This window comes from Peptoniphilus lacydonensis, from assembly GCF_900106515.1.
Taxonomy (GTDB): domain Bacteria; phylum Bacillota; class Clostridia; order Tissierellales; family Peptoniphilaceae; genus Peptoniphilus_A; species Peptoniphilus_A lacydonensis.
In genome coordinates, this window is the sequence record NZ_FNWF01000003.1 from 1231894 (window position 1) to 1256897 (window position 25004).

At 31.8% G+C, this 25004-nt stretch carries 24 protein-coding genes; 20 read left to right on the forward strand and 4 right to left on the reverse strand.

The annotated features are described in order from the left end of the window. The first annotated feature begins 53 nt into the window (after positions 1-53). The 8 genes from gctA (at position 54) to BQ5450_RS07565 (ending at position 8705) form a co-directional block, all read left to right on the forward strand. Complete coding sequence (gene gctA, locus BQ5450_RS07535) at positions 54-1025, forward strand: glutaconate CoA-transferase subunit A (RefSeq protein WP_071126479.1); 972 nt, start codon at positions 54-56, stop codon at positions 1023-1025. Next, a complete protein-coding gene (gene gctB, locus BQ5450_RS07540) occupies positions 1025-1822 on the forward strand; it encodes a glutaconate CoA-transferase subunit B (RefSeq protein WP_010246082.1) in 798 nt (265 codons plus the stop codon). The genes gctA and gctB overlap by 1 nt, the downstream gene beginning before the upstream one ends. Positions 1823-1833: 11 nt before the next feature. Next, entirely contained in the window at positions 1834-3603 is a 1770-nt protein-coding gene (locus BQ5450_RS07545; protein WP_010246079.1) for an acyl-CoA carboxylase subunit beta, read from the forward strand. 239 nt (positions 3604-3842) lie between these two features. Continuing rightward, positions 3843-4661: an acyl-CoA dehydratase activase gene (locus BQ5450_RS07550; RefSeq protein ID WP_010246076.1), complete on the forward strand. Its 819-nt coding sequence runs from the start codon at positions 3843-3845 to the stop codon at positions 4659-4661. A gap of 20 nt (positions 4662-4681) precedes the next feature. Next, a complete protein-coding gene (locus tag BQ5450_RS07555; protein WP_010246073.1) occupies positions 4682-6004 on the forward strand; it encodes a 2-hydroxyacyl-CoA dehydratase subunit D in 1323 nt (440 codons plus the stop codon). A gap of 12 nt (positions 6005-6016) precedes the next feature. Continuing rightward, the gene (locus tag BQ5450_RS07560) at positions 6017-7165 is read left to right on the forward strand and encodes a 2-hydroxyacyl-CoA dehydratase subunit D (protein WP_010246070.1); all 1149 of its coding nucleotides are present in this window, start codon (positions 6017-6019) and stop codon (positions 7163-7165) included. A gap of 212 nt (positions 7166-7377) precedes the next feature. Next, positions 7378-7653, forward strand: coding sequence for a hypothetical protein (locus BQ5450_RS09170; RefSeq protein ID WP_199820676.1), 276 nt, complete (start codon positions 7378-7380; stop codon positions 7651-7653). Continuing rightward, positions 7599-8705: an ATP-binding protein gene (locus BQ5450_RS07565; RefSeq protein WP_199820677.1), complete on the forward strand. Its 1107-nt coding sequence runs from the start codon at positions 7599-7601 to the stop codon at positions 8703-8705. Before BQ5450_RS09170 ends, BQ5450_RS07565 begins: the two co-directional genes overlap by 55 nt. Before the next feature lie 56 nt (positions 8706-8761). On the opposite strand, the gene BQ5450_RS07570 is transcribed toward BQ5450_RS07565, so the two are convergent. Further along, a complete protein-coding gene (locus BQ5450_RS07570; RefSeq protein WP_010246064.1) occupies positions 8762-9355 on the reverse strand; it encodes a leucine-rich repeat domain-containing protein in 594 nt (197 codons plus the stop codon). A 401-nt stretch (positions 9356-9756) separates the two neighbouring features. Here BQ5450_RS07570 and BQ5450_RS07575 point away from each other — a divergent pair, with 401 nt between their 5' ends. The 5 genes from BQ5450_RS07575 (at position 9757) to gloB (ending at position 14917) form a co-directional block, all read left to right on the forward strand. Further along, positions 9757-11052 carry a hypothetical protein gene (locus BQ5450_RS07575; protein WP_010246061.1) on the forward strand — a complete coding sequence of 432 codons (1296 nt, stop codon included), beginning with the start codon at positions 9757-9759 and terminating at the stop codon, positions 11050-11052. Between the two features lie 157 nt (positions 11053-11209). After that, positions 11210-11728: a methylated-DNA--[protein]-cysteine S-methyltransferase gene (locus BQ5450_RS07580; RefSeq protein WP_010246058.1), complete on the forward strand. Its 519-nt coding sequence runs from the start codon at positions 11210-11212 to the stop codon at positions 11726-11728. A gap of 123 nt (positions 11729-11851) precedes the next feature. Next, positions 11852-12133, forward strand: coding sequence for a co-chaperone GroES (locus BQ5450_RS07585; protein WP_010246055.1), 282 nt, complete (start codon positions 11852-11854; stop codon positions 12131-12133). A gap of 11 nt (positions 12134-12144) precedes the next feature. Further along, positions 12145-13767 carry a chaperonin GroEL gene (groL, locus tag BQ5450_RS07590; RefSeq protein WP_010246050.1) on the forward strand — a complete coding sequence of 541 codons (1623 nt, stop codon included), beginning with the start codon at positions 12145-12147 and terminating at the stop codon, positions 13765-13767. Between the two features lie 460 nt (positions 13768-14227). Continuing rightward, a complete protein-coding gene (gloB, locus tag BQ5450_RS07595; RefSeq protein WP_071126480.1) occupies positions 14228-14917 on the forward strand; it encodes a hydroxyacylglutathione hydrolase in 690 nt (229 codons plus the stop codon). A 72-nt stretch (positions 14918-14989) separates the two neighbouring features. On the opposite strand, the gene BQ5450_RS07600 is transcribed toward gloB, so the two are convergent. The 3 genes from BQ5450_RS07600 to BQ5450_RS07610 all read right to left on the reverse strand — a co-directional run bounded on the left by BQ5450_RS07600 (position 14990) and on the right by BQ5450_RS07610 (position 19350). Next, positions 14990-16330 carry a sodium-dependent transporter gene (locus tag BQ5450_RS07600; protein ID WP_071126481.1) on the reverse strand — a complete coding sequence of 447 codons (1341 nt, stop codon included), beginning with the start codon at positions 16328-16330 and terminating at the stop codon, positions 14990-14992. 122 nt (positions 16331-16452) lie between these two features. Continuing rightward, on the reverse strand, positions 16453-18096 hold the full coding sequence (locus BQ5450_RS07605) for a tryptophanase (RefSeq protein WP_010246042.1): 1644 nt from the start codon (positions 18094-18096) through the stop codon (positions 16453-16455). Between the two features lie 363 nt (positions 18097-18459). Then, positions 18460-19350, reverse strand: coding sequence for a fructose bisphosphate aldolase (locus BQ5450_RS07610; RefSeq protein WP_010246039.1), 891 nt, complete (start codon positions 19348-19350; stop codon positions 18460-18462). An 89-nt stretch (positions 19351-19439) separates the two neighbouring features. On the opposite strand from BQ5450_RS07610, the gene BQ5450_RS07615 reads away from it, so the two are divergent. The 7 genes from BQ5450_RS07615 to BQ5450_RS07645 all read left to right on the forward strand — a co-directional run bounded on the left by BQ5450_RS07615 (position 19440) and on the right by BQ5450_RS07645 (position 24858). Continuing rightward, a complete protein-coding gene (locus tag BQ5450_RS07615; protein ID WP_010246036.1) occupies positions 19440-20018 on the forward strand; it encodes a ribonuclease H1 domain-containing protein in 579 nt (192 codons plus the stop codon). Continuing rightward, positions 20015-20434 (forward strand): deoxycytidylate deaminase, encoded by a 420-nt coding sequence (locus tag BQ5450_RS07620; RefSeq protein ID WP_010246034.1) that lies wholly within the window; start codon positions 20015-20017, stop codon positions 20432-20434. Before BQ5450_RS07615 ends, BQ5450_RS07620 begins: the two co-directional genes overlap by 4 nt. Positions 20435-20453: 19 nt before the next feature. After that, a complete protein-coding gene (gene mscL / locus BQ5450_RS07625) occupies positions 20454-20870 on the forward strand; it encodes a large conductance mechanosensitive channel protein MscL (protein ID WP_010246031.1) in 417 nt (138 codons plus the stop codon). Continuing rightward, positions 20867-21901, forward strand: coding sequence for a patatin-like phospholipase family protein (locus BQ5450_RS07630; RefSeq protein ID WP_071126482.1), 1035 nt, complete (start codon positions 20867-20869; stop codon positions 21899-21901). The genes mscL and BQ5450_RS07630 overlap by 4 nt, the downstream gene beginning before the upstream one ends. Continuing rightward, the gene (locus BQ5450_RS07635) at positions 21891-22520 is read left to right on the forward strand and encodes an NUDIX hydrolase (protein WP_083379757.1); all 630 of its coding nucleotides are present in this window, start codon (positions 21891-21893) and stop codon (positions 22518-22520) included. Before BQ5450_RS07630 ends, BQ5450_RS07635 begins: the two co-directional genes overlap by 11 nt. Positions 22521-22822: 302 nt before the next feature. After that, positions 22823-23809 carry a resuscitation-promoting factor gene (locus tag BQ5450_RS07640; RefSeq protein ID WP_010246021.1) on the forward strand — a complete coding sequence of 329 codons (987 nt, stop codon included), beginning with the start codon at positions 22823-22825 and terminating at the stop codon, positions 23807-23809. A gap of 158 nt (positions 23810-23967) precedes the next feature. After that, on the forward strand, positions 23968-24858 hold the full coding sequence (locus BQ5450_RS07645; RefSeq protein WP_071126483.1) for a hypothetical protein: 891 nt from the start codon (positions 23968-23970) through the stop codon (positions 24856-24858). The last annotated feature ends 146 nt before the right edge of the window (positions 24859-25004 follow it).

Genomic DNA, 25004 nt, shown 5'->3' on the forward strand with positions numbered 1-25004 from the left:
TGGGCTGAATATTTATGTAATTCAAGTTATATGTTTATAAAGGAGGTTTTAACTTGAGTAAAGTAATGGAACTTAAAGACGCCATAGCAAAATATGTAGAAGATGGCGATGTGATTTCACTAGGTGGATTTACAACTAACAGAAAGCCTTACGCAGCAGTAAATGAAATTTTGCGTCAAGGACAAAAAGATTTTATCGTTGAAGCAGGCCCTGCAGGAGGCGACTGGGATACATTAATAGGAGCTGGCAGAGTAAAAGCATATATTAACTGTTATACTGCTAATTCAGGATATACAAATGTTTCAAGAAGATTTAGAGCAGCAGTTGAAAAGGGAGAACTTCTTATGGAAGACTACTCTCAAGATGTTGAAATGCAAAGAATTCATGCAGCTGCACTAGGACTTCCATATTTACCTGTTAGACTAATGATGGGTTCAAGTTTAGTGGACGAATGGGGAATATCTAAAGAAGATAGACAAAAAATTGATAAACTTCCAAATGATAAATTTATATATGTAGAAAACCCATTCAAAGAAGGAGAAAAACTTGTTGCAGCACCAGTTCCTGAAATTGATACTGCAATTATTCACGTACAAATGGCTTCTCCAGATGGAACTACAAGAATTCTTGGAAACACATTCCACGATGTTGACATTGCCATAGCAGCTAAAAAAGTTATCGTTACTTGCGAAGAACTTGTAAGTGATGAATACATTAAAAACTACGATGCAGCTGACAATAAAATTCCTGGTTTTTGTGTTGACGCAGTAGTTCATGCACCATTTGGAGCTCACCCTTCACAATGTTATGATTATTATGATTATGATGCAGACTTCTACAAAATGTATAATGTAGAATCTAAAACAGAAGAAAACTTTAATGCATTCTTAGACGAATGGGTATACGGAGTTAAAGATCATGAAGAATATCTTAACAAACTTGGTGCAACAAGATTAATTGGTCTTAAGAATGTTCCAGGATTTGGTTATTCAACAGATGCACTAAAGAAGGGAGAAGATAAATAATGGCTAGATATGATAATTATACAAATAAAGAAATGCAAGCAGTTACAATTGCTAGACAAATTAAAGATGGTCAAATAGCAATTGTAGGAACAGGATTACCACTAATTGGTGCTTCTCTTGCAAAAGCAGTTTATGCTCCTAATTGTTACCTAATCGTTGAATCAGGACTTATGGATTGTGATCCAATAGAAGTTCCAAGATCAGTTGGTGACAACAGATTTATGGCACACTGTGGAGTTCACTGGACAAACGCAACTTATGTTGGATTCCAAGCAAATGAATGGAAACATGACAAGAAGAGAATGATTGCATTTATCGGTGGAGCTCAAATTGACCCTTATGGAAATGTTAACTCAACTGTAATTGGTGATTATCACCATCCTAAAACTAGATTTACGGGATCAGGTGGAGCTAATGGTATTGCAACTTATGTAAATACAATTATTATGATGCAACATGAAAAGAGAAGATTTATGGACAAAATTGACTATGTAACTTCTCCAGGTTGGATTGATGGTCCTGGTGGAAGAACTAGAGTTGGTATTCCTGAAAATGTTGGACCACAAATGGTTGTAACTGACAAGGGTATATTAAAGTTTGATGAAGAAACTAAGAGAATGTATCTTGCAGGATATTATCCTTCTTCATCTCCAGAAGATGTAATAGAAAACACAGGATTTGACATTGATGTATCTCGTGCAGTTGAACTTGAAGAACCAGATGAAGATGTAATCAAATTAATAAGAGAAGAAATAGATCCAGGCGAAGCTTTCATTAAAAGACCTGTTGAAGAATAAGAGGAGGATTTATGGGCCAATACTCACTTGCTTCATATTTTCAAAATATGAAGACAATTGGAAATCCATTAAAAGCAGTTGACGAAAATAACTTTAATGAATTAAGAGAAGTTGAAGAAGAAATAAGAGAATTTGCTGAGAAAGCTCTTGCTGCCGGCAAACCAGATGAAAAAGTAAATGAACGTGGAGAAATGACAGCTCTTCAAAGAATTGCTGAACTTATCGACGAAGGTACTTGGTGCCCACTAAATACAATTTATAACCCTGGTGACAATGATCACGGAACAACTGGTGTTGTTAAGGGACTTGCAAAAGTTGACGACAGATGGGTTTACATCGTTGCATCAGATAACAAGAAACTTGCAGGTGCATGGATTGCAGGACAAGCTGATGACCTTCTAAGAGCATCAGATACAGCTGAAAGACTTAGAATTCCACTAGTTTATATACTAAACTGTTCAGGTGTAAAACTTGATGAACAAGAAAAAGTATATCCAAACAGACGTGGTGGCGGTACTCCATTCTACAGAAACTCAAGACTTAACCAATGTGGAGTTCCTGTAATTGTTGGAATCTATGGTACTAACCCAGCTGGTGGTGGATACCACTCAATTTCACCTACAATTATAATTGCACATAAAGATGCAAACATGGCTGTTGGTGGAGCTGGAATCCTTGGCGGTATGAATCCTAAGGGATATATAGATGAAGAAGGAGCAAATCAAATAGCAGATCAAACTGCTAACGCTAAGAAAACTACTCCTCCAGGATCAGTTGGAGTTCACTTTGCTCAAACTGGTTTCATGAGAGAATGTTATGTTGAAGAAGAAGGCGTACTTGAAGGTATTAGAAAATATCTTTCTATGCTTCCAAAATTTGATAGAGAATTCTTTAGAGTAGACGATCCAAAGAATCCACTATATGATCCTAACGACATGTATTCTTTAATTCCACTTAATGGTAAAAAAGCTTACGATGTTTATGACGTAATTGCAAGACTTTTTGACGGTTCAGAATTTATGGAATACAAAAAGGGTTATGGTAGAGAAATGGTAACTGGTCTTGCTAAAGTTAACGGACTTTTAGTTGGTGTTGTAGCTAACGTTCAAGGTCTATTAATGGGCTATCCAGAATACTACAATGATCCAAAACACATCTCAATTGGTGGTAAACTTTATAGACAAGGTCTTATAAAGATGAATGAATTCGTAACACTTTGTGCTAGAGATAGACTTCCTATAGTATGGTTACAAGATACTACTGGTATCGACGTTGGTGACGATGCTGAAAAGGCAGAATTACTAGGACTTGGTCAATCACTTATTTATTCAATCCAAAACTCTGATCTTCCACAAATGGAAATTACAATGAGAAAAGGTACTGCAGCAGCTCACTATGTACTTGGTGGACCTCAAGGTAATGACACTAACGCATTCTCACTTGGAACTGCAGCAACTGAAATCAACGTAATGAACGGAGAAACAGCAGCTACTGCAATGTACTCTAGAAGACTTGCAAAAGATAAAAAGGCTGGCAAAGATCTTCAACCTACTATTGACAAGATGAACGATTTGATTCAAGATTATGCAGAAAAATCAAAACCATTCTCTTGTGCTAAGTATGGACTTGTAGATGAAATAATAAACATGAACTTATGGAGAAACTATATTATTGCTTTTACAGAAAGTGCATATCAAGATCCAAAGTCAATTTGTCCAGTTCATCAAATGCTTACACCAAGAATAATTAGAGATTACGACAGATTAAATAATATTAAATAATATTAAATATATGACAATTTATTGGATAATCTTACAAGGATTATCCAATATTTTTGTATATGTACTCTGAGGTTACCATAAGTAAAAAATAACAACAAATATATATAAATAGTAAAGCCTAAAATCTCTTGAAGCCTTGTATATTCTTGTTTTAAGGGTTATGTCTTTTGACAAAGGTACATAATTATAGTAGAATTAAATACAGTAAGATATTAATATTAAAATAAAGAGGAGATTGTATGGCAGAAGCTATTTATACAATGGGGGTTGATATTGGTTCAACTGCCTCAAAAAGTATTATTTTAAAAGATGGCAAGGAAATTATTTCTACTTCTGTTATTGATGTTGGTGCAGGGACGAGTGGTCCTTCTAGGACAATTACTAAAACACTTGAAAAGGCAAACATGAAAAGAGAAGATATTTCCTATGTAATGGCAACAGGATATGGGAGAAATGCACTCCCTGGAGCAGATTTTCAAATGTCTGAACTTTCCTGTCACGCCAAAGGTGCTTATTTCTTATTTCCAAATGTTAGCACAATAATTGATATTGGTGGACAGGATGCAAAGGCTCTTAAAATAGGAGATAATGGCATGCTTGAAAATTTCGTAATGAATGACAAATGTGCTGCTGGTACTGGAAGATTCTTAGATGTTATTGCTAGAGTACTTGAAGTTGACATCTCTGAACTTGAAGAATTAGATGCGAAATCTACAAAAGATGTAAATATTTCTTCTACTTGTACAGTTTTTGCTGAATCAGAAGTTATTTCACAGCTTGCAAGTGGAGCAAAAATAGAAGATATAGTAAAGGGCATTCATGACTCCATTGCTGCAAGAGTTGGCTCTCTTGCAAAAAGAGTGGGATTAAATGATGATATTGTATTTACAGGTGGAGTTGCCTTAAACAAGGGCATGATAAGAGCTCTTGAAGAAAATACTGGACACAAGATCCACACTTCACCTTTATGTCAACTAAATGGTGCTCTTGGAGCAGCACTATTTGGATATCAAAAATGTAAATTGGAAAAATTAAAAGATAAAAAGGCTAATGCATAATTTATTTTAGGAGGTAAACTATGGCTGATAAAATTCAAAAAATACCAGGTAAAAAACCAAGACCAATCGAAGGAAATATTCCTGCAGCTCAAGCTCTAAGAAATGTAGTAGATAGAGTTTATGGAGCAGCATGGGATGCAAAAAAAAGAGGAGAATTAGTTGGATGGTCATCATCTAAGTTCCCAATTGAGTTAGCTAAAGCTTTTGGACTTCACGCAGTATATCCAGAAAATCATGCAGCAACAACAGCAGCTAAAAAAGACGGACTTAGACTTTGTCAAACAGCTGAAGACATGGGATATGACAATGATATCTGTGGTTATGCAAGAATTTCACTTGCTTATGCAGCAGGGGAACCTACTGACTCAAGAAAGATGCCACAACCAGACTTTGTACTTTGTTGTAACAACATCTGTAACATGATGACAAAATGGTATGAAAATATTGCAAGAATGCATGACATTCCAATGATCATGATAGATATTCCATTCCAAAATACTGTTGATGTACCTGAAGAAAAAGTTGATTACTTAATGGGACAATTCGAATATGCTATTCACCAACTTGAAAAATTAACTGGAAAGAAATTTGATGAATCTAAATTTGAAGAAGCTTGTAAGATTGCAAACAGAACTGCAGCAGCATGGCTTAAAGCTTGTTCTTACATGGCTTATGAACCATCTCCACTTTCTGGATTTGACCTATTTAACCACATGGCAGATATTGTAGCTGCAAGGTGTGAAATTGATGCAGCAGAAGGATTTGAACTTTTAGCAGCAGAGTATGAACAATCTGTTAGAGAAGGTACTTCTACTTGGGAATATCCAGAAGAACATAGAATTCTATTTGAAGGAATTCCTTGCTGGCCAGGTCTAAGACACTTGTTCGAACCATTAAAACAAAATGGAGTAAACGTAACAGCAGTAGTATATGCACCTGCTTTCGGATTCCAATATACAACTGTAAGAGAAATGGCAGCAGCTTATTGCAAAGCTCCTTGTTCAGTATGTATTGAAGATGGTGTTGAATGGAGAGAAACAATGGCAAAAGAAAATGGTGTTTCTGGAGCACTTGTTAACTACAATAGATCATGTAAACCATGGTCAGGGGCAATGCCTGAAATCGAAAGAAGATGGAGAGAAGATCTTGACATCCCAGTAGTTCACTTTGACGGTGACCAAGCTGATGAAAGAAACTTCTCTGAAGAACAATACAAGACTAGAGTCCAAGGTTTAGTAGAAATTATGAACGAAAGAAAAGCAGATAGAATCGCTAAAGGCGAAGAAGTTTACACTAATTTCGAAAACACTAAAGAAACAGACTGGTCTAAGACTACAATTTAATAGAGGTGCAAAATGACTGATATACAAAATTTATTAAAAGAATTTAAAAATATAGCAGAAAGTCCAAGAGAACAACTTGACAAATATCTTGCAGAAGGTAAAAAAGCAGTTGGAGTATTCCCTTATTATGCACCTGAAGAAATTATTTATGCAGGTGGACTTGTTCCAATAGGAATATGGGGAGGACAAGGTCCAATAGATAAAGCTAAAGAATATTTCCCAACATTTTATTATTCACTAGCACTAAGATGTTTAGAAATGGGACTTGATGGAAGTCTTGACGGACTTAGTGCGTCAATGTTAACTACACTTGATGACACATTAAGACCACTTTCTCAAAACTACAAAGTTTCTGTGGGAAGAAAAATTCCAATGGTATTCTTGAACCATGCACAACACAGAAAAGAAGACTTTGGTAAAACTTACAATGCAAAAATCTTTAAACAAGCAGCAGAAAGGCTTGAAGAAATTTGTGGTGTAGAAATTACTGATGAAAATTTAAAGAAAGCTTTCGAAGTTTACAATGAAAACAGAGCTTTAAAGAGAGAGTTCATTAAATTATGCGGAGATTATTCAGAAACCATAAAAGCATCTGACAGATGTTATGTATTAAAATCTTCATATTATATGCTAAAAGATGAACACAACAAGATGCTTAAAGAACTAATTGAAGCTCTAAAAGCTATGCCAAAAGAAGAATGCAAGGGACCAAGAGTTGTTACATCTGGTATAATTACAGATAACCCAGCACTTCTTGAAGTTCTTGACAAATTTAACATTTGCGTAGTTGCAGATGATGTTGCAAGTGAATCAAGAGGACTAAAAGTTGATGTTGATACTTCAATTGAAGATCCATATATGGCTCTTGCAGATCAATTTGCAAGAATGGACGAAGATCCAATTCTTTACGATCCAGATATTTGGAAAAGACCAAAATATGTTGTTGACTTAGCAGTAAATAACGATGCAGATGGATGTCTATTGTTTATGATGACTTTTAATGACACAGAAGAAATGGAATATCCATCACTTAAAAAAGCTTACGAAAAAGCTGGTATTCCACTAATCAAAATGGGTTACGATCAACAAATGACTGACTTTGGTCAAGTTAAAACTCAACTTGAAACATTTAGTGAAATGGTAGAACTTAATAGAAACTGATTAAATAAAATTTAATTTAGATAGAGATCTCAATTGCGAAAGTAGTTGAGGTCTTTTATTTTGCAAAAAATAAAAAGTGCGGGATTGTAATATTTTACACTTAAAAAAAGTGCGGGATTATGATATTATTAAGATATAAAAAGTGCGGGATTGTAATGTTTTGCACTTAAAAAAAGTGCGGAATTACAAAATAAGGCTTATAAGGAGGATTTATGTTTAGAAGAAAAATATATAGAGAACTTTTAGAATGGAAAAATTCTTCAAAGTCGAAAACAGCACTCCTTATAGAAAGAGCAAGACGCGTAGGGAAGTCTACAGTCGCAGAAGAGTTTGCAAAAAATGAATATGAAAAATACATTTTGATTGATTTTGCTTATGCTACAGATTCGGTGAGAGATTTATTTAATGATTTATCAGATTTGGATTATTTTTCTTGCAACTTCAATTGCAGTATGGAGTTAATCTCGTTGAAAAGAACTCTCTTATAATTTTTGATGAAGTTCAATTCAATCCAAAAGCTAGACAGGCAATAAAGTTATTGGTAGCAGACGGAAGATATGACTATATTGAAACAGGATCTCTAATATCAATTAAAAAGAATGTAGAAAACATTTTGATACCAAGTGAAGAACATAAAATTAATATGTATCCAATGGACTTCGAAGAATTTTTATGGGCAACAGGAGATATAGAAACTCCACAATTGTTAGAAAAAATTTATAAAAATAAAATTTCTATTGGACAAGAACAAAATAGAAATATGATGAGAAAATTTAGACTTTATATGCTTGTAGGAGGAATGCCTCAAGCTGTACAAGAGTATATAAGTTCAAATAATTTGGAAATGGTTGATCGAGTAAAAAATGAAATAATAGAACTTTACGAAAAAGATTTTTACAAAATAGATTATACAGGACAGATTTCAGAATTATACGACAGTATACCTTCCGAACTTAACAAGCATTCATCAGCTTATCAAATAACAAGTGTCATAAAAAATGGCAACAAAGAAAGTATAATGTCGAAAATATCAGAATTGAAATCATCAAAAACAGTTTTAACTTCTTACAATGTTCTAGATCCCAATGTAGGACTTTCAAGCATGGCAAATAGAAATAAATTTAGGCTTTATTTAAGCGACACAGGTCTTTTAGTGTCACTTATGTTTAAAGATCGAGAGTTTACAGAAAATATAATTTATAAAAAACTTTTAAGTGATAAATTACAATCAAAATTAGGTATTTTGTATGAAAATGCAGTTGCACAAATTTTAGTGTCAAAAGGTCACAAACTTTATTATCACACATATCTTGATAAAATAAAAAAGAGAAATTATGAAATCGACTTTATTATTCCAAAAGAATCAAAAATATCTCCCATAGAAGTAAAATCATCTGGATACAAGGCGCATAAGTCTTTGGATAATTTTTCTGTCAAATATTCCAATAGAATAAAAGAAAAAATAGTAATATACACAAAAGATTTAAAGATAGAAAATAATGTGACATATCTTCCTATTTATTTAACTATGTTCTTGTAGATAAAAAAACTGTTGCCAAAAAAAGCAACAGTTTTTTGTTAAAGTTTTTTAAATCTTCAGCCTTTTTTTACAACAGTATTTTCTTCGAAAGCTCTATCGTCAAATTTTTCAATTCCAGCTGGCACATTTACTTCCATAATGTTATTTTTTCTGAAAGCATACATGTCAATTTTTTTAATGTTTTCTGGCAATTTAACTTCAGTTAAATTATTTTTATAGAAAGCACTAACTCCAATAAATTCAACAGTGTCTGGAATATTAATTTCGCCAATTTGATTTAGAGAAAAAGCATTATCGCCAATGTATTCTACTTCTTTAGGCATTTTAACATCAGTTAATTTATTTCTGTAAAATGCATAAGAGTCAATCTTTTTAACAGCATCAGGGATAATAACTTCAGTTAAGTTATTTACGCCAAAAGCTTCATACTTAATCTCTTCAACAGTTTCTGGAATTACAACTGAATTAAGCTTTCTTCTAAAGAAACATTGTTCTCCAATAACTCTAATTTTTGTTCCATCAGGCCCTTCAGTAGGCACTACCATGTCAAAGTATCCATTTTCTTTTATTTTGTCTTTGCCTTTTCTTGTCATTCCTTTTAGAACATCGCCATCAAATATAAAATCGTCAAACTCCCAAGGTTTTTCCATAGTATGTATGTCCTCCCCTACATAAAATTTTTCTTATTTACATTATAACATAGTGTGCACAAATTATAAAGGAAGCTTGTAAAACAGACAAAGATGAACATTTTTTATTAATAAAGAAAACTTATTTACTAAAAGTTTGAATTAATTAAAATATCTTACTAAATATAAATAATATCTATTTAGTTGGGTAACAATATAATAAGAGAAATGAAAGAAGAATAAAATAGGAATAAAAATAAAGAAAAATTAAATAAGTAGTAAAATTTTCGTAAAATCCGCAGGAAAAGGTAATCTTGAGTTGACCTTATTTTATTTTGATATTATAATCTACTAAAGCAAAACAAAAATAAAGACTTTAAAGTGGAATGGTTAAATGCAAGAACTAAAAATAGGAGGAAGTAATGGATAATAAAAATTTTTTTGAAGATATGTTAGAAATGCAAAAGAATATTTTTGACAATCAAAAGGAAGCTTATAGTAAGTTTATGGAATCTTTCAATTTTGGAAATTTCAAATCCTTTGGACCAGATATGTTTGTAAATAGTTTTAAAAATCCAATGGAATTTTTCACTGATTATAAACAAATGAATCAAAAGTTTGAAGATAATTTCAAAGACTTTTTCAATCAAGTGCCTGGATATAAGGAATCAATGGAAAACTACAACAAGAATGTTGAATTTTTAAACAGACTATATCTTGCTTATGGCGACTTTTATAAAGATTTAGACATTGTTTCAGCACAAAATAAATTAATTGAATTATTTGAAATTTATAGCGACGAGTTAGTTGATATGTCTAAAAAGTATTTCTACAAGTTGATACCAGATAGTTATTACAGAATTGTGGAAAACTTCAATTTAGAAAAGTTTGTAAGACCAGTGGTTCAAAATTCTAAGAAATCAATTGACTTTTATGAAGAAGCTATTAAAAATAGACCTGAACTATTAGTTAAAGATGTAAGAGATTTTTATCAAGGAATTCTGGATAAAATTTTTGAAATGCCAACTATTGGTGTAAGTGATGGAGAAAAGATAAAGTCTAAAAAAGAACTTGAAAATTATCTTGAACTTGAATTAAAGCTTCTTGAATTTAATTTATTCTTGGAAAAGAAAAATCAAGAAACAGCACTAAAGGCTCAAAGGAATTATATTGATGGTCTTGAAACTGAAGCATCATTAGAAGATTTTTCTGATTTCTTCAGATTCTATATGAGAAATTTTGAAAGAGCTTATAAGGATCTTGTAAATTCTAGTGAATACAAAGAAAAGGCTCAAGAAATTATAGATATAGTTGAAAAAAATAAGGATGCTTACAGAGAAAGATTGGCAGAAAAGCTAAAAGACATTCCAGTTGCAACAGCAAAAGATGCTGAAAAGTTCTTAGGTGAAGTTGAAGATCTTGCAAGGGAATTTGAAAATGAAAAGCTTGCTAAGTCAAGTCTAGAAAATATTGTTACACAAAATAAGATCGATTCCGAAAAGGAAATTAGAGAACTTAGAGAAGAAGTTAGAAAATTAAAAGATGAAAATGCTAAGGTTAAAGCTGGACAAAATTTAGAAGTTAATAAAGAAATCGAAGATCTTAAGAAAGAATTAAAAGAAATAGAAACATTAAGAAAAGAAGTTAAAGAAGTAGAAGTTCTTAAAAAAGAAATAGAAGCTTTGAAAAAGTCAAACAACAACACTAAGACTAAATAAAAGTGAATAAATTAACTGGTGATATTTTTCATAAAACCATCTCCTTAAAATCTGCAGGGAAGTCTGCAGATTTTTTCTGCAAAAAATGGTTATAAATTTAAATCTTATATAGTATATAAAGTAATTAGATTAAGAGTTAAAAAGTTTAGAGGACAAAATGATATATTTAGATAATTATAAATCTCCATTAGGAAATATTTTAATAGCATCAGATAAATGCGGTTTGACAGGCCTTTGGTTTGAGAATCAAAAATATTTTAAAGAAAATTTAAAAGAAGATGTTATTTTTAAGGAAAATAATTTTATAAAAGATACTAAGGACTATCTTGATATTTATTTTTCTGGGAGAAATCCAAGTTTTACGCCAAAAGTTCACATGATGGGTACAGACTTTAGAAGAGATGTTTGGAAAATTTTACTTGATATACCTTATGGAAAGACTACAAATTATAAAAGTATTGCACAAAAACTTGTTGAGGAAAAAGATTATAAGAAAATGTCTTCTCAAGCAGTTGGTGGTGCAGTATCACACAATCCAATTTCTATAATAATCCCCTGCCACAGAGTTGTTGGAAAAGATGGCAATTTAACAGGATATGCTGGAGGAATAGATAGAAAAATTAAACTTCTCGAATTGGAAAAGATTGACATAGAAAATTTCTTTTTGCCTAAATAGAAGTGGAAAATTTTAAATTTTAATTTTGTTTTTATACTTGAAAAAATTTTTTATTTGAGTTATTATAATAGTGTTAGCAGAATAGAACAATGAGTGCTAATTATTTATTGGAGGTTGAAATAGATGAAACTTAGACCACTTGATGATAAGATCGTCATTAAAAAAATTGAAAAAGAAGAAACAACTACTTCAGGAATTGTACTTCCTTCTTCAGCAAAAGAGGAATCAAATATAGCAGAAGTTGTTGCAACAGGAAATAAACTAGATACAGATGAAGATATGAAGGGCCTTGTAAAAGTGGGCGACAAAGTTATTTTTTCAAAATATGCAGGAAATGACATTGAACTTGATAAGGAAAAATACACAATTATTAAATTCCAAGATATCTTGGCAGTAATTGAATAAGGAGAGATAAAATGGCTAAGGAAATTAAATTTTCAGAAGATGCTAGAAAAGGATTAATTAAAGGAATAAATACTCTTGCAGATACAGTTAAAGTTACTCTTGGACCTAAGGGTAGAAATGTAATTTTGGACAAAGAATATGGAACGCCACTTATTACTAATGATGGTGTAACTATTGCAAGAGAAATTGAATGCGAAGATAAATTTGAAAACATGGGAGCTCAACTTTTAAAAGAAGTTGCCACTAAAACAAATGATGTAGCCGGTGATGGTACTACAACAGCAACTCTTCTTGCACAAGCAATTATAAGAGAAGGAATGAGAAACCTTGCTGCAGGTGCAAATCCAATGGTTCTTCAAAAAGGAATTGAAAAAGCAGTTGATAAGGCAGTTGAAGAAATCAAAAACTTTTCAACAGAAGTTTCTTCAAAAGAAGCTATTGAACAAGTAGCATCTATATCTGCTGCTAATGAACAAGTTGGAAAACTTATTTCAGAAGCAATGGAAAAAGTTGGAAATGATGGTGTAATCACTGTTGAAGAATCAAAATCAATGGGAACAAGCCTTGACGTAGTTGAAGGTATGCAATTTGACAGAGGGTATCTATCTCCATATATGGTTACAGATTCTGATAAAATGGTTGCAGAATTAGAAGACCCATATATTTTAATTACGGATAAAAAGATTTCAAATATTCAAGAAATTTTGCCACTTCTTGAACAAGTTTTACAAGAATCAAAACCACTTTTAATTGTAGCTGACGACATTGAAGGTGAAGCACTTGCTACACTTGTTGTAAACTCACTTAGAGGAACATTAAATGTTGTTGGAGTTAAAGCTCCAGGATATGGCGACAGAAGAAAAGATATGTTACAAGATATAGCAATCTTAACTGGTGGACAAGTTATTTCTTCTGACCTAGGTCAAGATCTTAAAGATGCAACAATTGATATGCTAGGGTCAGCAGCAAAAGTTAGAGTTGAAAAAGAACTTACAGTTATAGTAAATGGAAATGGCGAAAAATCTGAGCTTGACAACAGAATCAGCCACATTAAAAATCAAATTGAAGAATCTGATTCAGAATTTGACACAGAAAAATTACAAGAAAGACTTGCAAAATTATCTGGTGGAGTTGCAGTAATTCAAGTAGGTGCAGCAACAGAAGTTGAACTTAAAGAAAGAAAACTTAGAATCGAAGATGCACTTGCAGCAACAAGAGCAGCAGTAGAAGAAGGAATTGTTGCAGGCGGCGGAACTGTATTAATTGATTCAATAGATGCAGTATCAAAGGTAGTTGACGAATTGGAAGATGACGAAAAAACTGGTGCAAATATTATCTTGAAGGCATTAGAAGAACCACTAAGACAAATAGCAGAAAACGCAGGGTTAGAAGGCTCAGTAGTAGTAGAACAAGTAAAAACAAAAGAAAATGGAATTGGATTTGACGCATATAAAAAAGAATATGTAGATATGAAAAAAGAAGGAATAGTTGATCCAACAAAAGTAACAAGATCAGCACTCCAAAATGCAGCAAGCGTAGCATCAATGATATTAACAACAGAAGCAGCAGTAGCAAATATAAAAGAAGACGAACCAGAAATGCCAGCAATGAATCCAGGCATGGGAATGATGTAATTAATGGTAGTTTCAATCGTGACTGGTCACGATTGAAACGGTTTTTAAGCTGAAGGCGACAGAAGGGAGCCTAAAGCTATGAAGAACCTTATTCAGAAAAATAAAGGAACATAGATTTTTGGCGAGCAAAAATCTATGGAAAGACTTATCACGATTTCTGAGAAATCGGATCAAGTCTTAGTCAAAAATGTGACCAAGTAGGAAACATTTTTGAGTGATTTGGATATAAAGAAGTTAACTAAATAAGAGTAGGAAGTAGTCTTAAAAATAAGGCTACTTTTTTATATTCATACTGAGAGGGCGACTGCAAAAAACGACTGAAATGGAGTTTATTTAGAGAAATGAGATATTAAGAAACAAAAACTTAAACAAATAAGCTATGAAAAATCACTGTCTTTTAAATTATTTTAAGTAGTGTTTAAATCTAGTAAAGAAGAGTACTTATATTAAGAGGTGTTATATGTTTATTAATTATATAAAAGCTTTTGATGACAATTATATTTGGACAATTGAAAAGGACGATAAAATTATTGTAGTTGACCCTGGCGAAGCAAGTCCTGTAATAAATTATTTGAAAGATAAAAATCTTGATTATATTCTTTTAACTCACAAGCACAGTGATCATGTGGGTGGAGTGGCTGAACTTAAAAATAAATATGGATCAAAAGTTTATGGACCCATTGAAACTAAAGAGTACAATGATGTTAATTTAAAAGATGACGATGAATTTGAACTCTTGGGCGAAAATTTTAAAGTGATTTTAACAGGTGGACACACGAAAGAACACATTTCTTATTTGATGGGAGATAATTTATTTTGTGGAGATGCACTTTTTCTTGCGGGTTGTGGTAGAGTTTTTACAAAAAATTATAAAGCATCCTACGATGGACTAAGGAGATTAAAAAAGCTTGATGATAATACAAAAGTTTATGCTGCTCATGAGTACTCTCTTGATAATTTAAAATTTGCAAAATCTGTGATTTCTAATGAAGACTTGGATAAAGAATATGAAGAAGTAAAAAATTTGAGAAAAGAGGATAAAATTACACTTCCTTCAACAATTGGAATAGAGAAAAAAATAAATCCTTTCTTCATAGCAAAGGATTTAGATGAATTTATAGATTTTAGAAATAAAAAGGATAATTTTTAAATTAAAAGATAAGTTAAAAGTATAAAAGTGTTGGCGACAAACCAACACTTCTTTATATTGCATAAAATTATATTAGCCAATTCCCCCTAGGATTGCTCCTGCAATAAGAGCCACAAGAGCGGCTGTTACATATACATATTTAGCTAGAGGATAATACCAACTGCCAATTTTTTTGCCAGAACCTTCATTTACTGCGTCAAGGGCATAATTTTTTCCTGCAACCCATAAGAACATTATTCCAGCAAGAGCAGCTCCAAGTGGACAAATATAGATTGAAATGAAATCCATCCAACCACTTACTATTGCTTGGATAAGTATTGCTACAATACATCCTATTACGTGAATTATAATTGTAGAATTTGCTCTTGATAAATTAAATTGTTCTTGCAAACATGCCACTGAAGTTTCATAAAGATTAATAAGAGAACTTATTCCTGCAAATAATACGCAAATGTAAAATATTATCCCAATAATTCTTCCAAAGGGCATTCCATTGAATACATTTACTAAAAAAATAAACATAAGTCCTGGACCGCCTGTATCAAGAGGAGCATTGGCTGTTGCCATAGCTGGGATAATTACAAAAGCTGCTAGTAGAGCTGCAATTGTATCAAAAACAGCTACATTTCTAGCTGATGATGGTATATTTTCTTTTTTGCTGAGATAAGACCCATATATAACGGTTCCACTTCCTGCAACTGAAAGAGAGAAGAAAGCTTGTCCAAAAGCAAATATCCAAACTTTTGGATTTTTTAATCCTTTGGGGTCAACTGTAAAAATATATTTATATCCATCATTTGCACCTTCGAGAGTTATTATGTAAATTGCAAGTCCGACAAATAAAATAAATAATAGTGGCATCATAAATTTGTTTGCCTTTTCAATTCCATTAGAAACTCCCATAACCATAATTGCAAAACTTGCTATTATAGCTATTACAATCCAAAGATTTGCACCGCCTGCTGAAGCAGTTTCACCAAAAGTAGAACCTATCAAGTCCATATCTTGTCCCATTTTATAAAGTTTACCTGATAGGGATAAGTATGTGTATTTAAAAATCCAACCCATTACACAAGTGTAACCTATTGAAAGAGCGAGAGAACCAAGGACAGGGATAAGTCCAATTATTTCGCCAATTTTTTTATTATTCCATTTAAGCTTGGTGCATTTTCCAAAGGCACCAACTGGGCCAGCTTCTGCTGATCTTCCAAGTGCCATTTCAGAAATTACGCCAGTAGATCCTATAAGTATTACAAAAATAAAATATGGTATTAAAAAAGTCATCCCGCCATAGGTCGAAACCATTATAGGAAATCTCCAAATATTGCCCATTCCTACAGCAGAGCCTATACACGCAAGTATAAAACCCCATTTACTTTGAAAACCATCACGAGTTTTTAAATTGCTTTCCATAAATTTTCTCCTTTTGGGTAGTATAGTGATGCCCCCACCTTTGTTGGAAGGGGCATAAGTTTTAAACTTTACAATATTTTAATTTTTACAATGAAATTATTTTTGATTAAATTTTATGCTAATTATTTTTCATCTTCAGAAGGCTCGTAAGTTTCTAAGAATGCGTGGAAGTGACGCATAGGGAGATCTTTTCCCTTAACTATTCTAATATTAGGAATAGTAGATCTGTCTTCGTAAAGAGCTTTGACAGCGGCAATTACATAATCCATATGTTCCTTAGAAAGTTGACTTCTATTTACTGCAAATCTAACAACATTTGCAACTTCTGCTTGTTGTTCTGGAGTTTTTAGATCGTATTCCATAGAATAATTGCCAAGTTCTGCAGTTCTAATTCCATAACGTCTAATTAACTCAACAGAAAAACCTTGACCAGCAAAAGTTTCTGGAGATCTCTTGTTGTCGAAGAATTCATCCATGTTTATATAAACTCCGTGACCACCAGCAGGAAGCACAACTCCTTTGACTCCGGCTTTATAAAAACCTTGAGCAAGATATTCACATTGTTTAACACGAGCATCAAGATAGTCGAATTTAGATGCTTCATAAAGACCAGCGGCAAGAGCCATAATATCTCTACCACTCATTCCGCCATAGGAATCATTTCCATATGAAGAAATTTGTTTAACCTTTAAAAGAATTCCAACATCTGTCTTAACAGATCCATCTTCGTTGAAGTCAGAGAATTTTTTCCAGAATAAACCCTTATCTCTAAAAGCCAAAACTCCACCCATATTTGCGTGTCCATCTTTTTTAAGAGAAGCAGTGAATCCATCGCAATAAGAGAACATTTCTTTTGCAATTTCTGGGATAGATTTGTCAGCATAACCTTCTTCATTTACCTTGATAAAGTAAGCGTTTTCTGCCCATCTTGCGGCATCAAACATATAAGGAATGTCATATTTATGAGCAATTCTTGAACATTCTCTAAGATTTGCCATAGAAACTGGTTGACCACATACAGTGTTATTTGTAATAGTTGTATAAATTAGAGGAATATTTTCAGGCCCTAAATTTTCGATTAGTTCTTCTAATTTTTTTGTGTCCATGTTGCCCTTAAATGGATTTTTTTCATAGTGACCATTTTCAGGAACTTCCCACAAAAGTTCTTTGTTGTAAAGATTTCTTGGAATAGAGCCCATTTGTTTAATATTTCCCTCAGTAGTGTCAAAGTGACCATTTGAAGGAATAGTATAAGTTTTTCCAGGTTCTCTACTATTTAAAATCTTTTTTACAAGTTCAAATAAAACTGATTCAGCAGCACGACCTTGTTGAATAATAAAAGTATTAGGTCTTTCCATTTGAGCAGAACCACCGTTAAAAAGGCCGCCTTCATATTCACAAAGGTAGACTTCGTTCATTAGTTTTTCCACATCAGTGCAATCAGTTCTTATAAGGTCGATAATTCTCTTTTGATCATCGCCTCTTTCAAAGACATCTCTAAAAGTGTCTAATAAAACATAATAACCTTTATTTCTTCCATAAGATTCATCGCCCAAAAACATAGCAGACCATTGAGAATCTGTCATGGCAGTTGTGCCAGAGTCAGAAAGCATATCAATAGTTAGCATTCCGGCAGGGAAGGCAAATTCATTGTAGTGAGTAGCTTTAAGAGCTCTTTCTCTTTGCTCAACTGTTACATTGGGAATATTTTTTGTCACATAAGTATAAGAATGTGGCGTAGGTACATCTAATTGGTACTTTTTCATAAAATAACCTCCATATAAATAAAAAATGATAAATTTACAGAGGAACCCCGGTCATTGACAAAAGTCAACTAGCGGACAGTATCCAAATTGAGAACCCCGGTTATCAAAAAGTTGATTGTAAATTAGCGAAAATTATTAAAATTCCACTAGCAAAAATAAAACATTTGATGAGCGGTCAGCACTCATAGATAAAGAACATTATCTATGCAATAGTTTATAACAATGAATAACCAAAGTCAATAATAATCTATATTGCAGGAATTAGAATTTTAAAAAAGTAAAACTGTTTTTGGATAGTAAAAAATCTCCAAAAAAATGGAGATTAAAAATAAGTTTTTTATTTTACTATTAATAATTTATTAATTATTTTTCAACAGATGCAGAATAGTTTTTTTCAATTGAATCATCAAGAGTTTTTGTAAATTCTTCGTCATTTTGATTTACATTTAGTCCTTCTGTCAAAGCCCTTGAGTAAGATGCAATTACATTTTTATTTTTTCTAAGTTTTTCATTTGCAAAATCTCTTGAGTATCCACCAGAAAGTGCTACAACTCTAACTGTTTGGCCATAATTATATAAATCTTCATAAAGATTTTCTTTTTCAGGAAGGGTTAATTTAAACATTACATAATTTTCTTTGTCAAGTTTTTTAAGACCTTCAATTAAATATTTTTTAAGTATTTCTTCTATTTCAGCTTTCTTTTCTGCGTGTATATCAACTTCTGGTTCAATTATAGGCACAAAGCCTGCGTTGGAAATCTTAATGGCATATTCAAATTGTTGTTCTACAACTCGTTTAATAGACTCTTCATTTAATTCCTTTATAACAGAACGCATCTTTGTTCCAAAAATATTTCTTTCTTTTGCATTTTCTAGAAGTTCGTCAATGTGTTTAAAAGGTTTCATAAGTTGAACGCCATCTTTTAATTCATCAAGCCCTTCATCGATTTTTAGAATTGGAACTATATGTTTTTCTTCCCAAAGATAATCTCCAGTGTATTTGTCAGAAACTTTTGAATTCATAGTGACTTTAAATAAAATTGCAGCTAAAATTCTATCGGATGTGAAAGATTCATTTGTTATAATTCTCTTTCTCATTTCATGTACGCATTCAAACATTTCTTCTTCATTAGAATAAGCATCTTCTTTTACCCCATAATTTAAAAGTGCTTTTGGTGTAGAACCACCTGATTGATCAAGCGCTGCTATAAATCCCTTTCCATTTTTCATTCTGTCAAATTGTTCTTTATTCATTTTTACCTCCAAAACTCTAGACTTATAATTACTTCTAATTATATAATATGTAGACAAAGTTGACAAATGACAAAGTTTTTGAGGTGAATATGAATTATTACGCAGTAAGAATTGGAAGAAATCCTGGAATTTACAAAACTTGGGATGAGTGTAAGAAAGAAGTTGCAGGTTTTAAAGGTGCAAGTTTTAAAAAGTTTTCTAAATTAGAAGATGCAAGAAGCTTTATAAATGAAAAAGAAGAGGCAAAAAGAGAAATAGCAAAAGATGACGAGCTAATTGCCTATGTAGATGGTTCTTATAGAAATTCTGATAAAAGCCACTCTTATGGGGTATATATGTACAATGATGAGGAAGAATATTCTTTTTCCAAAAGATTTTTTGAGGATTCAAAAATGAGAAATGTATCTGGAGAGATAAAAGGTGCAATGCGTGCCATGGAATTTGCAGAATCAATTGGAAAGAGAAAGATTTATCTTCATTATGATTATGAAGGCATAAGGTCGTGGGCTCTTGGATATTGGAAGGCAAACAAAGAAGGAACTATTTTTTATAAAAAATTTTATGACGAAATAAAAGATAAATTAGAAGTAAAATTTATAAAAGTAGAAGCACACACAGGAGTTAAGTACAATGAACTTGTGGACAAACTTGCAAAGGAGGCAAAATGAGAAAATCTTGGGATGAATATTTTATGGAGATAACTAAAATGGTAGCTACAAGGTCTACTTGTGATCGTGCCTTTGTAGGTTGTGTTCTCGTAAATTCTGACAATAGAATTATTTCAACAGGATATAATGGATCTGTCACAGGAAATCCTCATTGCGATGAAGTGGGGCACACTATGCGTGACGGACACTGCATTGCAACTATACACGCAGAGATGAATGCACTTTTGTATTGTGCAAAAGAAGGGATTTCTGTTAAAGGGGCAAAAGCTTATGTGACACATTTTCCATGCTTAAATTGCACAAAGGCACTTATACAAGCAGGAATTTCAGAAATAATCTACAAAGAAGCTTATAGAGTTGATGACTATGCTTTAGAATTAATCAAAAAAAATAATATAAAACTAAAACAAATTTAGAACAAGATTGGAGGAAAAGATGAAAGGATTTGCTGAAGAATTTAAGGAGTTCATTGCAAAAGGAAATGTAATGGACATGGCAGTTGGAGTTATAATAGGTGGTGCTTTTGGAAAAATAGTTTCAAGTCTTGTTGAGAATATTTTGATGCCACTTATTGGAATTTTAATTGGAGGAGTCAATTTTTCTGATCTAAGTGTAAAAGTTGGCACAGCAGAAGTAAAATATGGAATATTTTTGCAATCTGTATTTGACTTTTTAATTATTGCACTTGTCATATTTATAATGGTAAAACAAATCACTAAAGTGACTAATATGTTTAAAGAAGAAGAAACAGAAGAGCCAACAGAAAAAACTTGTCCATTTTGTAAATCTAAAATCGCAATTGATGCAACAAGATGTCCACATTGTACATCTGAACTTGGAAGTGCAAAATGAAAGAATGGGGTTTAGTATTAGAAGGTGGAGGGGCAAAGGGAGCATACCAAGTGGGAGCTTATTTTGCCCTTATGGAAATGGGATTTAACTTTTCCAAAATTGTGGGAACAAGCATTGGTGCTTTTAATGGTGCAATGTTTTCTCAAGGAGATGCCTTTAGATGCTTTAATCTTTGGAAGAACCTCGATTTTGAATCCTTTGAAGACGAAGTGAAAGAAGCAGAAGAAAATGAGGCCCTTCTAGATAAAATAGTTCAAAAGTTAAAAGATCACGATATAAAAATTCCTGAAATTAAAAAGTCACCCTATCCACTTTTTAGGTTAGTGGATAAATATATAGATGAAGATAAGCTTAGAAATTCTAGTATAGATTTTGGACTTTGCACTGTGAATGTATCTGATTTTAAAGTTGAAAAACTATTTAAAGAAGATATTGAAGAAGGACTTTTAAAGGACTATATAATTGCATCTTGTTATCTTCCCTTATTTAAGATGAAACCACTTCATGGAAAATATTTTTTGGACGGAGGATTTGCCTCACAAGCTCCAGTTGATATGATTGACAAATCCAAAATGGATGCCGTTGTAATAAGACTTCACAATAGTCCGCCTAGAAATGAAATTAAGGCAAAATATATAATAAAACCAAGTAAAAAACTTGGCTCAAGCATGGATTTTAATAAAGAAAAATCTGATGAGCTTATAAAAATTGGATATTTTGATGCCTTTAGAGAGGTAAAAGGCTTGAAGGGAGAATATTATTATATAAAACCAGTATCGGAAGAAGACAGTTTAAAATATATTTACAGGATGTTAAAAGACAGATTTGAAAGTTCTGAAAGTGAAGTTGTGAGAAAAATTTTTGAAGAACATGCTCCCAAAGTAGCAGAAGAATTTGACCTTCCAGACAATTTTAAATACGATGAACTTTTATATAGACTCTTGGAAAGAGAAGGAGAGAGGAAAAATCTAGATAGATTTAAAATTTATTCAGTAGAAGACTTTATGAAGGAGTTAGAGAATGGCTTTTGACATTGATTTTAAACTTATGAAAATAAAATCAAAACTAAAAAACCAAAAACCATCTCCCATAGATATTGAAAATTCCTTTTCCGTCATGATTCTTTTAATAAAGAGAAAGGGCGATGTGCACCTTCTATTTGAAAAAAGAGCCTTAACTCTTAGAAATCAGCCTGGAGAAATTTCTTTTCCAGGAGGCCGCATTGAAAAAGGAGAAACTCCAGAAAAAGCTGCTATAAGAGAAACTTGCGAGGAACTATTAATAGAAGAAAATGAAGTAGAAGTTTACTCAGAGGGGGATTTTCTTGTAAATCCATATTCTGCAATTATATATACTTTTTCAGGTGAAATAAAAAGAGATTTCTATGAAATAAATCCCTCAAAGGATGAAGTTGATAAAGTTTTTACAGTCCCACTGAAATTTTTCATAGAGAATGAGCCAAAGTCCTATCATTTAAATTTAAATGTAAATAGAAGTGAAGACTTCCCCTATCACTTGATACCAAATGGAGAAAATTACAAATTTAAAAGAGGAAGAGAAGAAGTTCTCTTCTATGAATATAATGGCGAAGTAATCTGGGGATTTACGGCAAAAGTTGCAAGACGATTTGTTGAAAAATTAAAAAAATAAACTCTATAAAATAAAAATTAAAATAAAGACAATATAAAAAATTAAAATTGTAATATAAATGTAATACAGGATACAAAAACTCTAAATTTCAACGTTTAGAGTTTTTTATATTTTTATTTTGAAATATTTATAAAAATTCAGATAAAAAGAATAGCTTAATTTAGCGATTTTGTAGAAGAATTACAAAAAAGTAACAAAAAATTGACAAAAGAAGGATTTTCTAATATACTTTTATGAGGTTGAAAGAGGTTACAAAAAAGTAACAAAATTTACAAAATTGTAACGATTATGGAGGTTATTTTTTGAATAGAAAGAACATTTTTAAAAATGCGAAATTTATTTTAATTGCCCTAGTGCTTGTATCAGTCTTGACAATGGGTTTTAATACAGCTCTAGGTAGTGACGTAGAACTAGATATCAATGGAAATACTAAAACAGTGTTTACATATGAAAAGACAGTGGGCGACTTTTTGAAAAAAGAAGGAATAGTTGTGACAAATAAAGATTCAGTTAGTCCAGCAGTTGACGAAGAGATTACAAAGGATACTAAAATAGTTATAACTTCACCAAAATCTTATCATATAAAAGATGGAAACAAGACACTCATTGCAGAAACAAGTGGATACACAGTTTCAGATGTACTTGAAAATTTAAATATAAAATTAAATAAACTTGACAGAGTTTCCGTTTCTCTTGACGAAATAGCAACAGAAGGAATGGAAATAAAAATTGATAGAGTTGAAGAAGAAAATGTAGAAAACAAAGTAGAAATTCCTTTTGAAACAGAAACTCGTGAAAACAATGAAATGTTAGAAGGAGAAAAAAATATAATAACAGAGGGAAAAGCTGGAGAAAAAACTGAAACTGTAAAAAATACTTATGTAAATGGAGCTTTAGAATCATCAGAAGTTTTGAAAAGTGAAATTACAAAAGAACCTGTAAAAGAAGTAGCTGAAGTAGGAACAAGAAAAGCACCAGCAGCACCTAATGGTAAATCTGCAAAAAAAGTAATAGTGATGCAAGCGACAGCTTACGATCCAACAGCAGGATCAACAACTGCAACGGGAACTCGTGCAAGAGTTGGATCAGTAGCAGTAGATCCAAAAGTAATTCCTCTTGGATCAAAATTATACATTGAATCTATGGATGGATTCCAAAGTTATGGCTATGCAACGGCAGAAGATACTGGCGGAGCAATAAAAGGAAATAGAATTGATTTATTCTATGGCTCCAATAGAGAAGCAAATAATTTTGGAAGAAGAAATGTAAAAGTATATGTGCTTGATTAATTAATAAAATCAAAGGCTCTGGAAACAGGGCTTTTTTATTTTGAAATTTTTATCTTTTGAAATAAGATAAGAAAATATAGAATATAAAGTTGAAAATAAATAACTTCTTCATTTAAAAGAACCTTTATTTAATTTATAATATATTTGAGGATGATTTTATGAAATTAGAAGAACATGAACTTGTCGATAGATATATTTATTATCTCAAGAGATACATTCCCTATGACAAACAAAAAATGGCAGAGGATGACTTTTTAGAAATATTAAGAGAAAGACTTCCGCAAATTTACACAGAAGATGACATAAAAAAAGAACTAAATAAAATGGGAAATCCCTACGAATTTGCAGACACATACACAGAAGGTGGCAAATTTCTTTTAAGTGGCAAAAATTATGAACTCTTTAGGTCTTTTTTGAAGATGCTCACAATTTCAGCTGCAATAGGAATAATATTATTTATCCTAAATTACTTCAACAGATTTATAAAGACAGATGTCTTTGAACTTCTAAAGAAAATAGTAGTAAATATATTTGCACTTAGCCTTTTACCATCGTGGATATGTGAAAAAATAAAAGCAACAAAAATTTTAAAAGCGTTAGTAGAAGATTGGGACATAGATAACTTATATGAATCAGTTGAATTAAAATTTGAAAAGTATCAAATGGGATTTTTAATTTTAAACTTTTCTATGTACTTTATGCTCCAAATCTATATAATAACAGCGAGTATTGACATTTCAGAAATGACATACACCTTTGTCATGTTTTTATTTTTTATAAATGTACTTCGCTTTAACTTGAGATTTTCAGAGAACACAATATTTTCAAAAATAATGTATTTGGAGTACTTTGTAGATTTGTTTACCATAATGAGTTTCACCATTATGACGAGATTTTTTATACCAAATGTGTTTATGATAAAGATTATAATATTCTGCAATGTGCTTAACTTAATCTCAAACACTTACACTATTTCTAAGAGTAAAAATATATTGGAGTCGAGAAAAAGAAGAAAAAAAAGTAGAAAGAAAAATAATAAGAGAAGATAACCTTGCAGTGGCGAGGTTATTTTTTATGCCCAAAGTACTAAAATTGTATTCAGCTTAATAGAAATAGAAAAAAATCTTATAAAGCAAAAAATAATATGGATAAAAAGATAAATACAATAGATATAAAAATAAGATAAAAGTGAAAA

Excerpts from the sequence above, each read along its gene's own strand:
- BQ5450_RS07630 (WP_071126482.1), top strand. The coding sequence starts at position 20,867 with ATGAAAGAATGGGGTTTAGTATTAGAAGGTGGAGGGGCAAAGGGAGCA.
- BQ5450_RS07545 (WP_010246079.1), top strand. The coding sequence starts at position 1,834 with ATGGGCCAATACTCACTTGCTTCATATTTTCAAAATATGAAGACAATT.
- BQ5450_RS07555 (WP_010246073.1), top strand. The coding sequence starts at position 4,682 with ATGGCTGATAAAATTCAAAAAATACCAGGTAAAAAACCAAGACCAATC.
- gloB (WP_071126480.1), top strand. The coding sequence starts at position 14,228 with ATGTTTATTAATTATATAAAAGCTTTTGATGACAATTATATTTGGACA.
- BQ5450_RS07610 (WP_010246039.1), bottom strand. The coding sequence starts at position 19,350 with ATGAATAAAGAACAATTTGACAGAATGAAAAATGGAAAGGGATTTATA.
- BQ5450_RS07550 (WP_010246076.1), top strand. The coding sequence starts at position 3,843 with ATGGCAGAAGCTATTTATACAATGGGGGTTGATATTGGTTCAACTGCC.
- BQ5450_RS07600 (WP_071126481.1), bottom strand. The coding sequence starts at position 16,330 with ATGGAAAGCAATTTAAAAACTCGTGATGGTTTTCAAAGTAAATGGGGT.
- BQ5450_RS07615 (WP_010246036.1), top strand. The coding sequence starts at position 19,440 with ATGAATTATTACGCAGTAAGAATTGGAAGAAATCCTGGAATTTACAAA.
- BQ5450_RS07570 (WP_010246064.1), bottom strand. The coding sequence starts at position 9,355 with ATGGAAAAACCTTGGGAGTTTGACGATTTTATATTTGATGGCGATGTT.
- BQ5450_RS07635 (WP_083379757.1), top strand. The coding sequence starts at position 21,891 with ATGGCTTTTGACATTGATTTTAAACTTATGAAAATAAAATCAAAACTA.
- groL (WP_010246050.1), top strand. The coding sequence starts at position 12,145 with ATGGCTAAGGAAATTAAATTTTCAGAAGATGCTAGAAAAGGATTAATT.
- BQ5450_RS07645 (WP_071126483.1), top strand. The coding sequence starts at position 23,968 with ATGAAATTAGAAGAACATGAACTTGTCGATAGATATATTTATTATCTC.
- gctB (WP_010246082.1), top strand. The coding sequence starts at position 1,025 with ATGGCTAGATATGATAATTATACAAATAAAGAAATGCAAGCAGTTACA.
- BQ5450_RS07620 (WP_010246034.1), top strand. The coding sequence starts at position 20,015 with ATGAGAAAATCTTGGGATGAATATTTTATGGAGATAACTAAAATGGTA.
- BQ5450_RS07605 (WP_010246042.1), bottom strand. The coding sequence starts at position 18,096 with ATGAAAAAGTACCAATTAGATGTACCTACGCCACATTCTTATACTTAT.
- BQ5450_RS07575 (WP_010246061.1), top strand. The coding sequence starts at position 9,757 with ATGGATAATAAAAATTTTTTTGAAGATATGTTAGAAATGCAAAAGAAT.
- BQ5450_RS07585 (WP_010246055.1), top strand. The coding sequence starts at position 11,852 with ATGAAACTTAGACCACTTGATGATAAGATCGTCATTAAAAAAATTGAA.
- BQ5450_RS09170 (WP_199820676.1), top strand. The coding sequence starts at position 7,378 with ATGTTTAGAAGAAAAATATATAGAGAACTTTTAGAATGGAAAAATTCT.
- mscL (WP_010246031.1), top strand. The coding sequence starts at position 20,454 with ATGAAAGGATTTGCTGAAGAATTTAAGGAGTTCATTGCAAAAGGAAAT.
- BQ5450_RS07560 (WP_010246070.1), top strand. The coding sequence starts at position 6,017 with ATGACTGATATACAAAATTTATTAAAAGAATTTAAAAATATAGCAGAA.
- BQ5450_RS07580 (WP_010246058.1), top strand. The coding sequence starts at position 11,210 with ATGATATATTTAGATAATTATAAATCTCCATTAGGAAATATTTTAATA.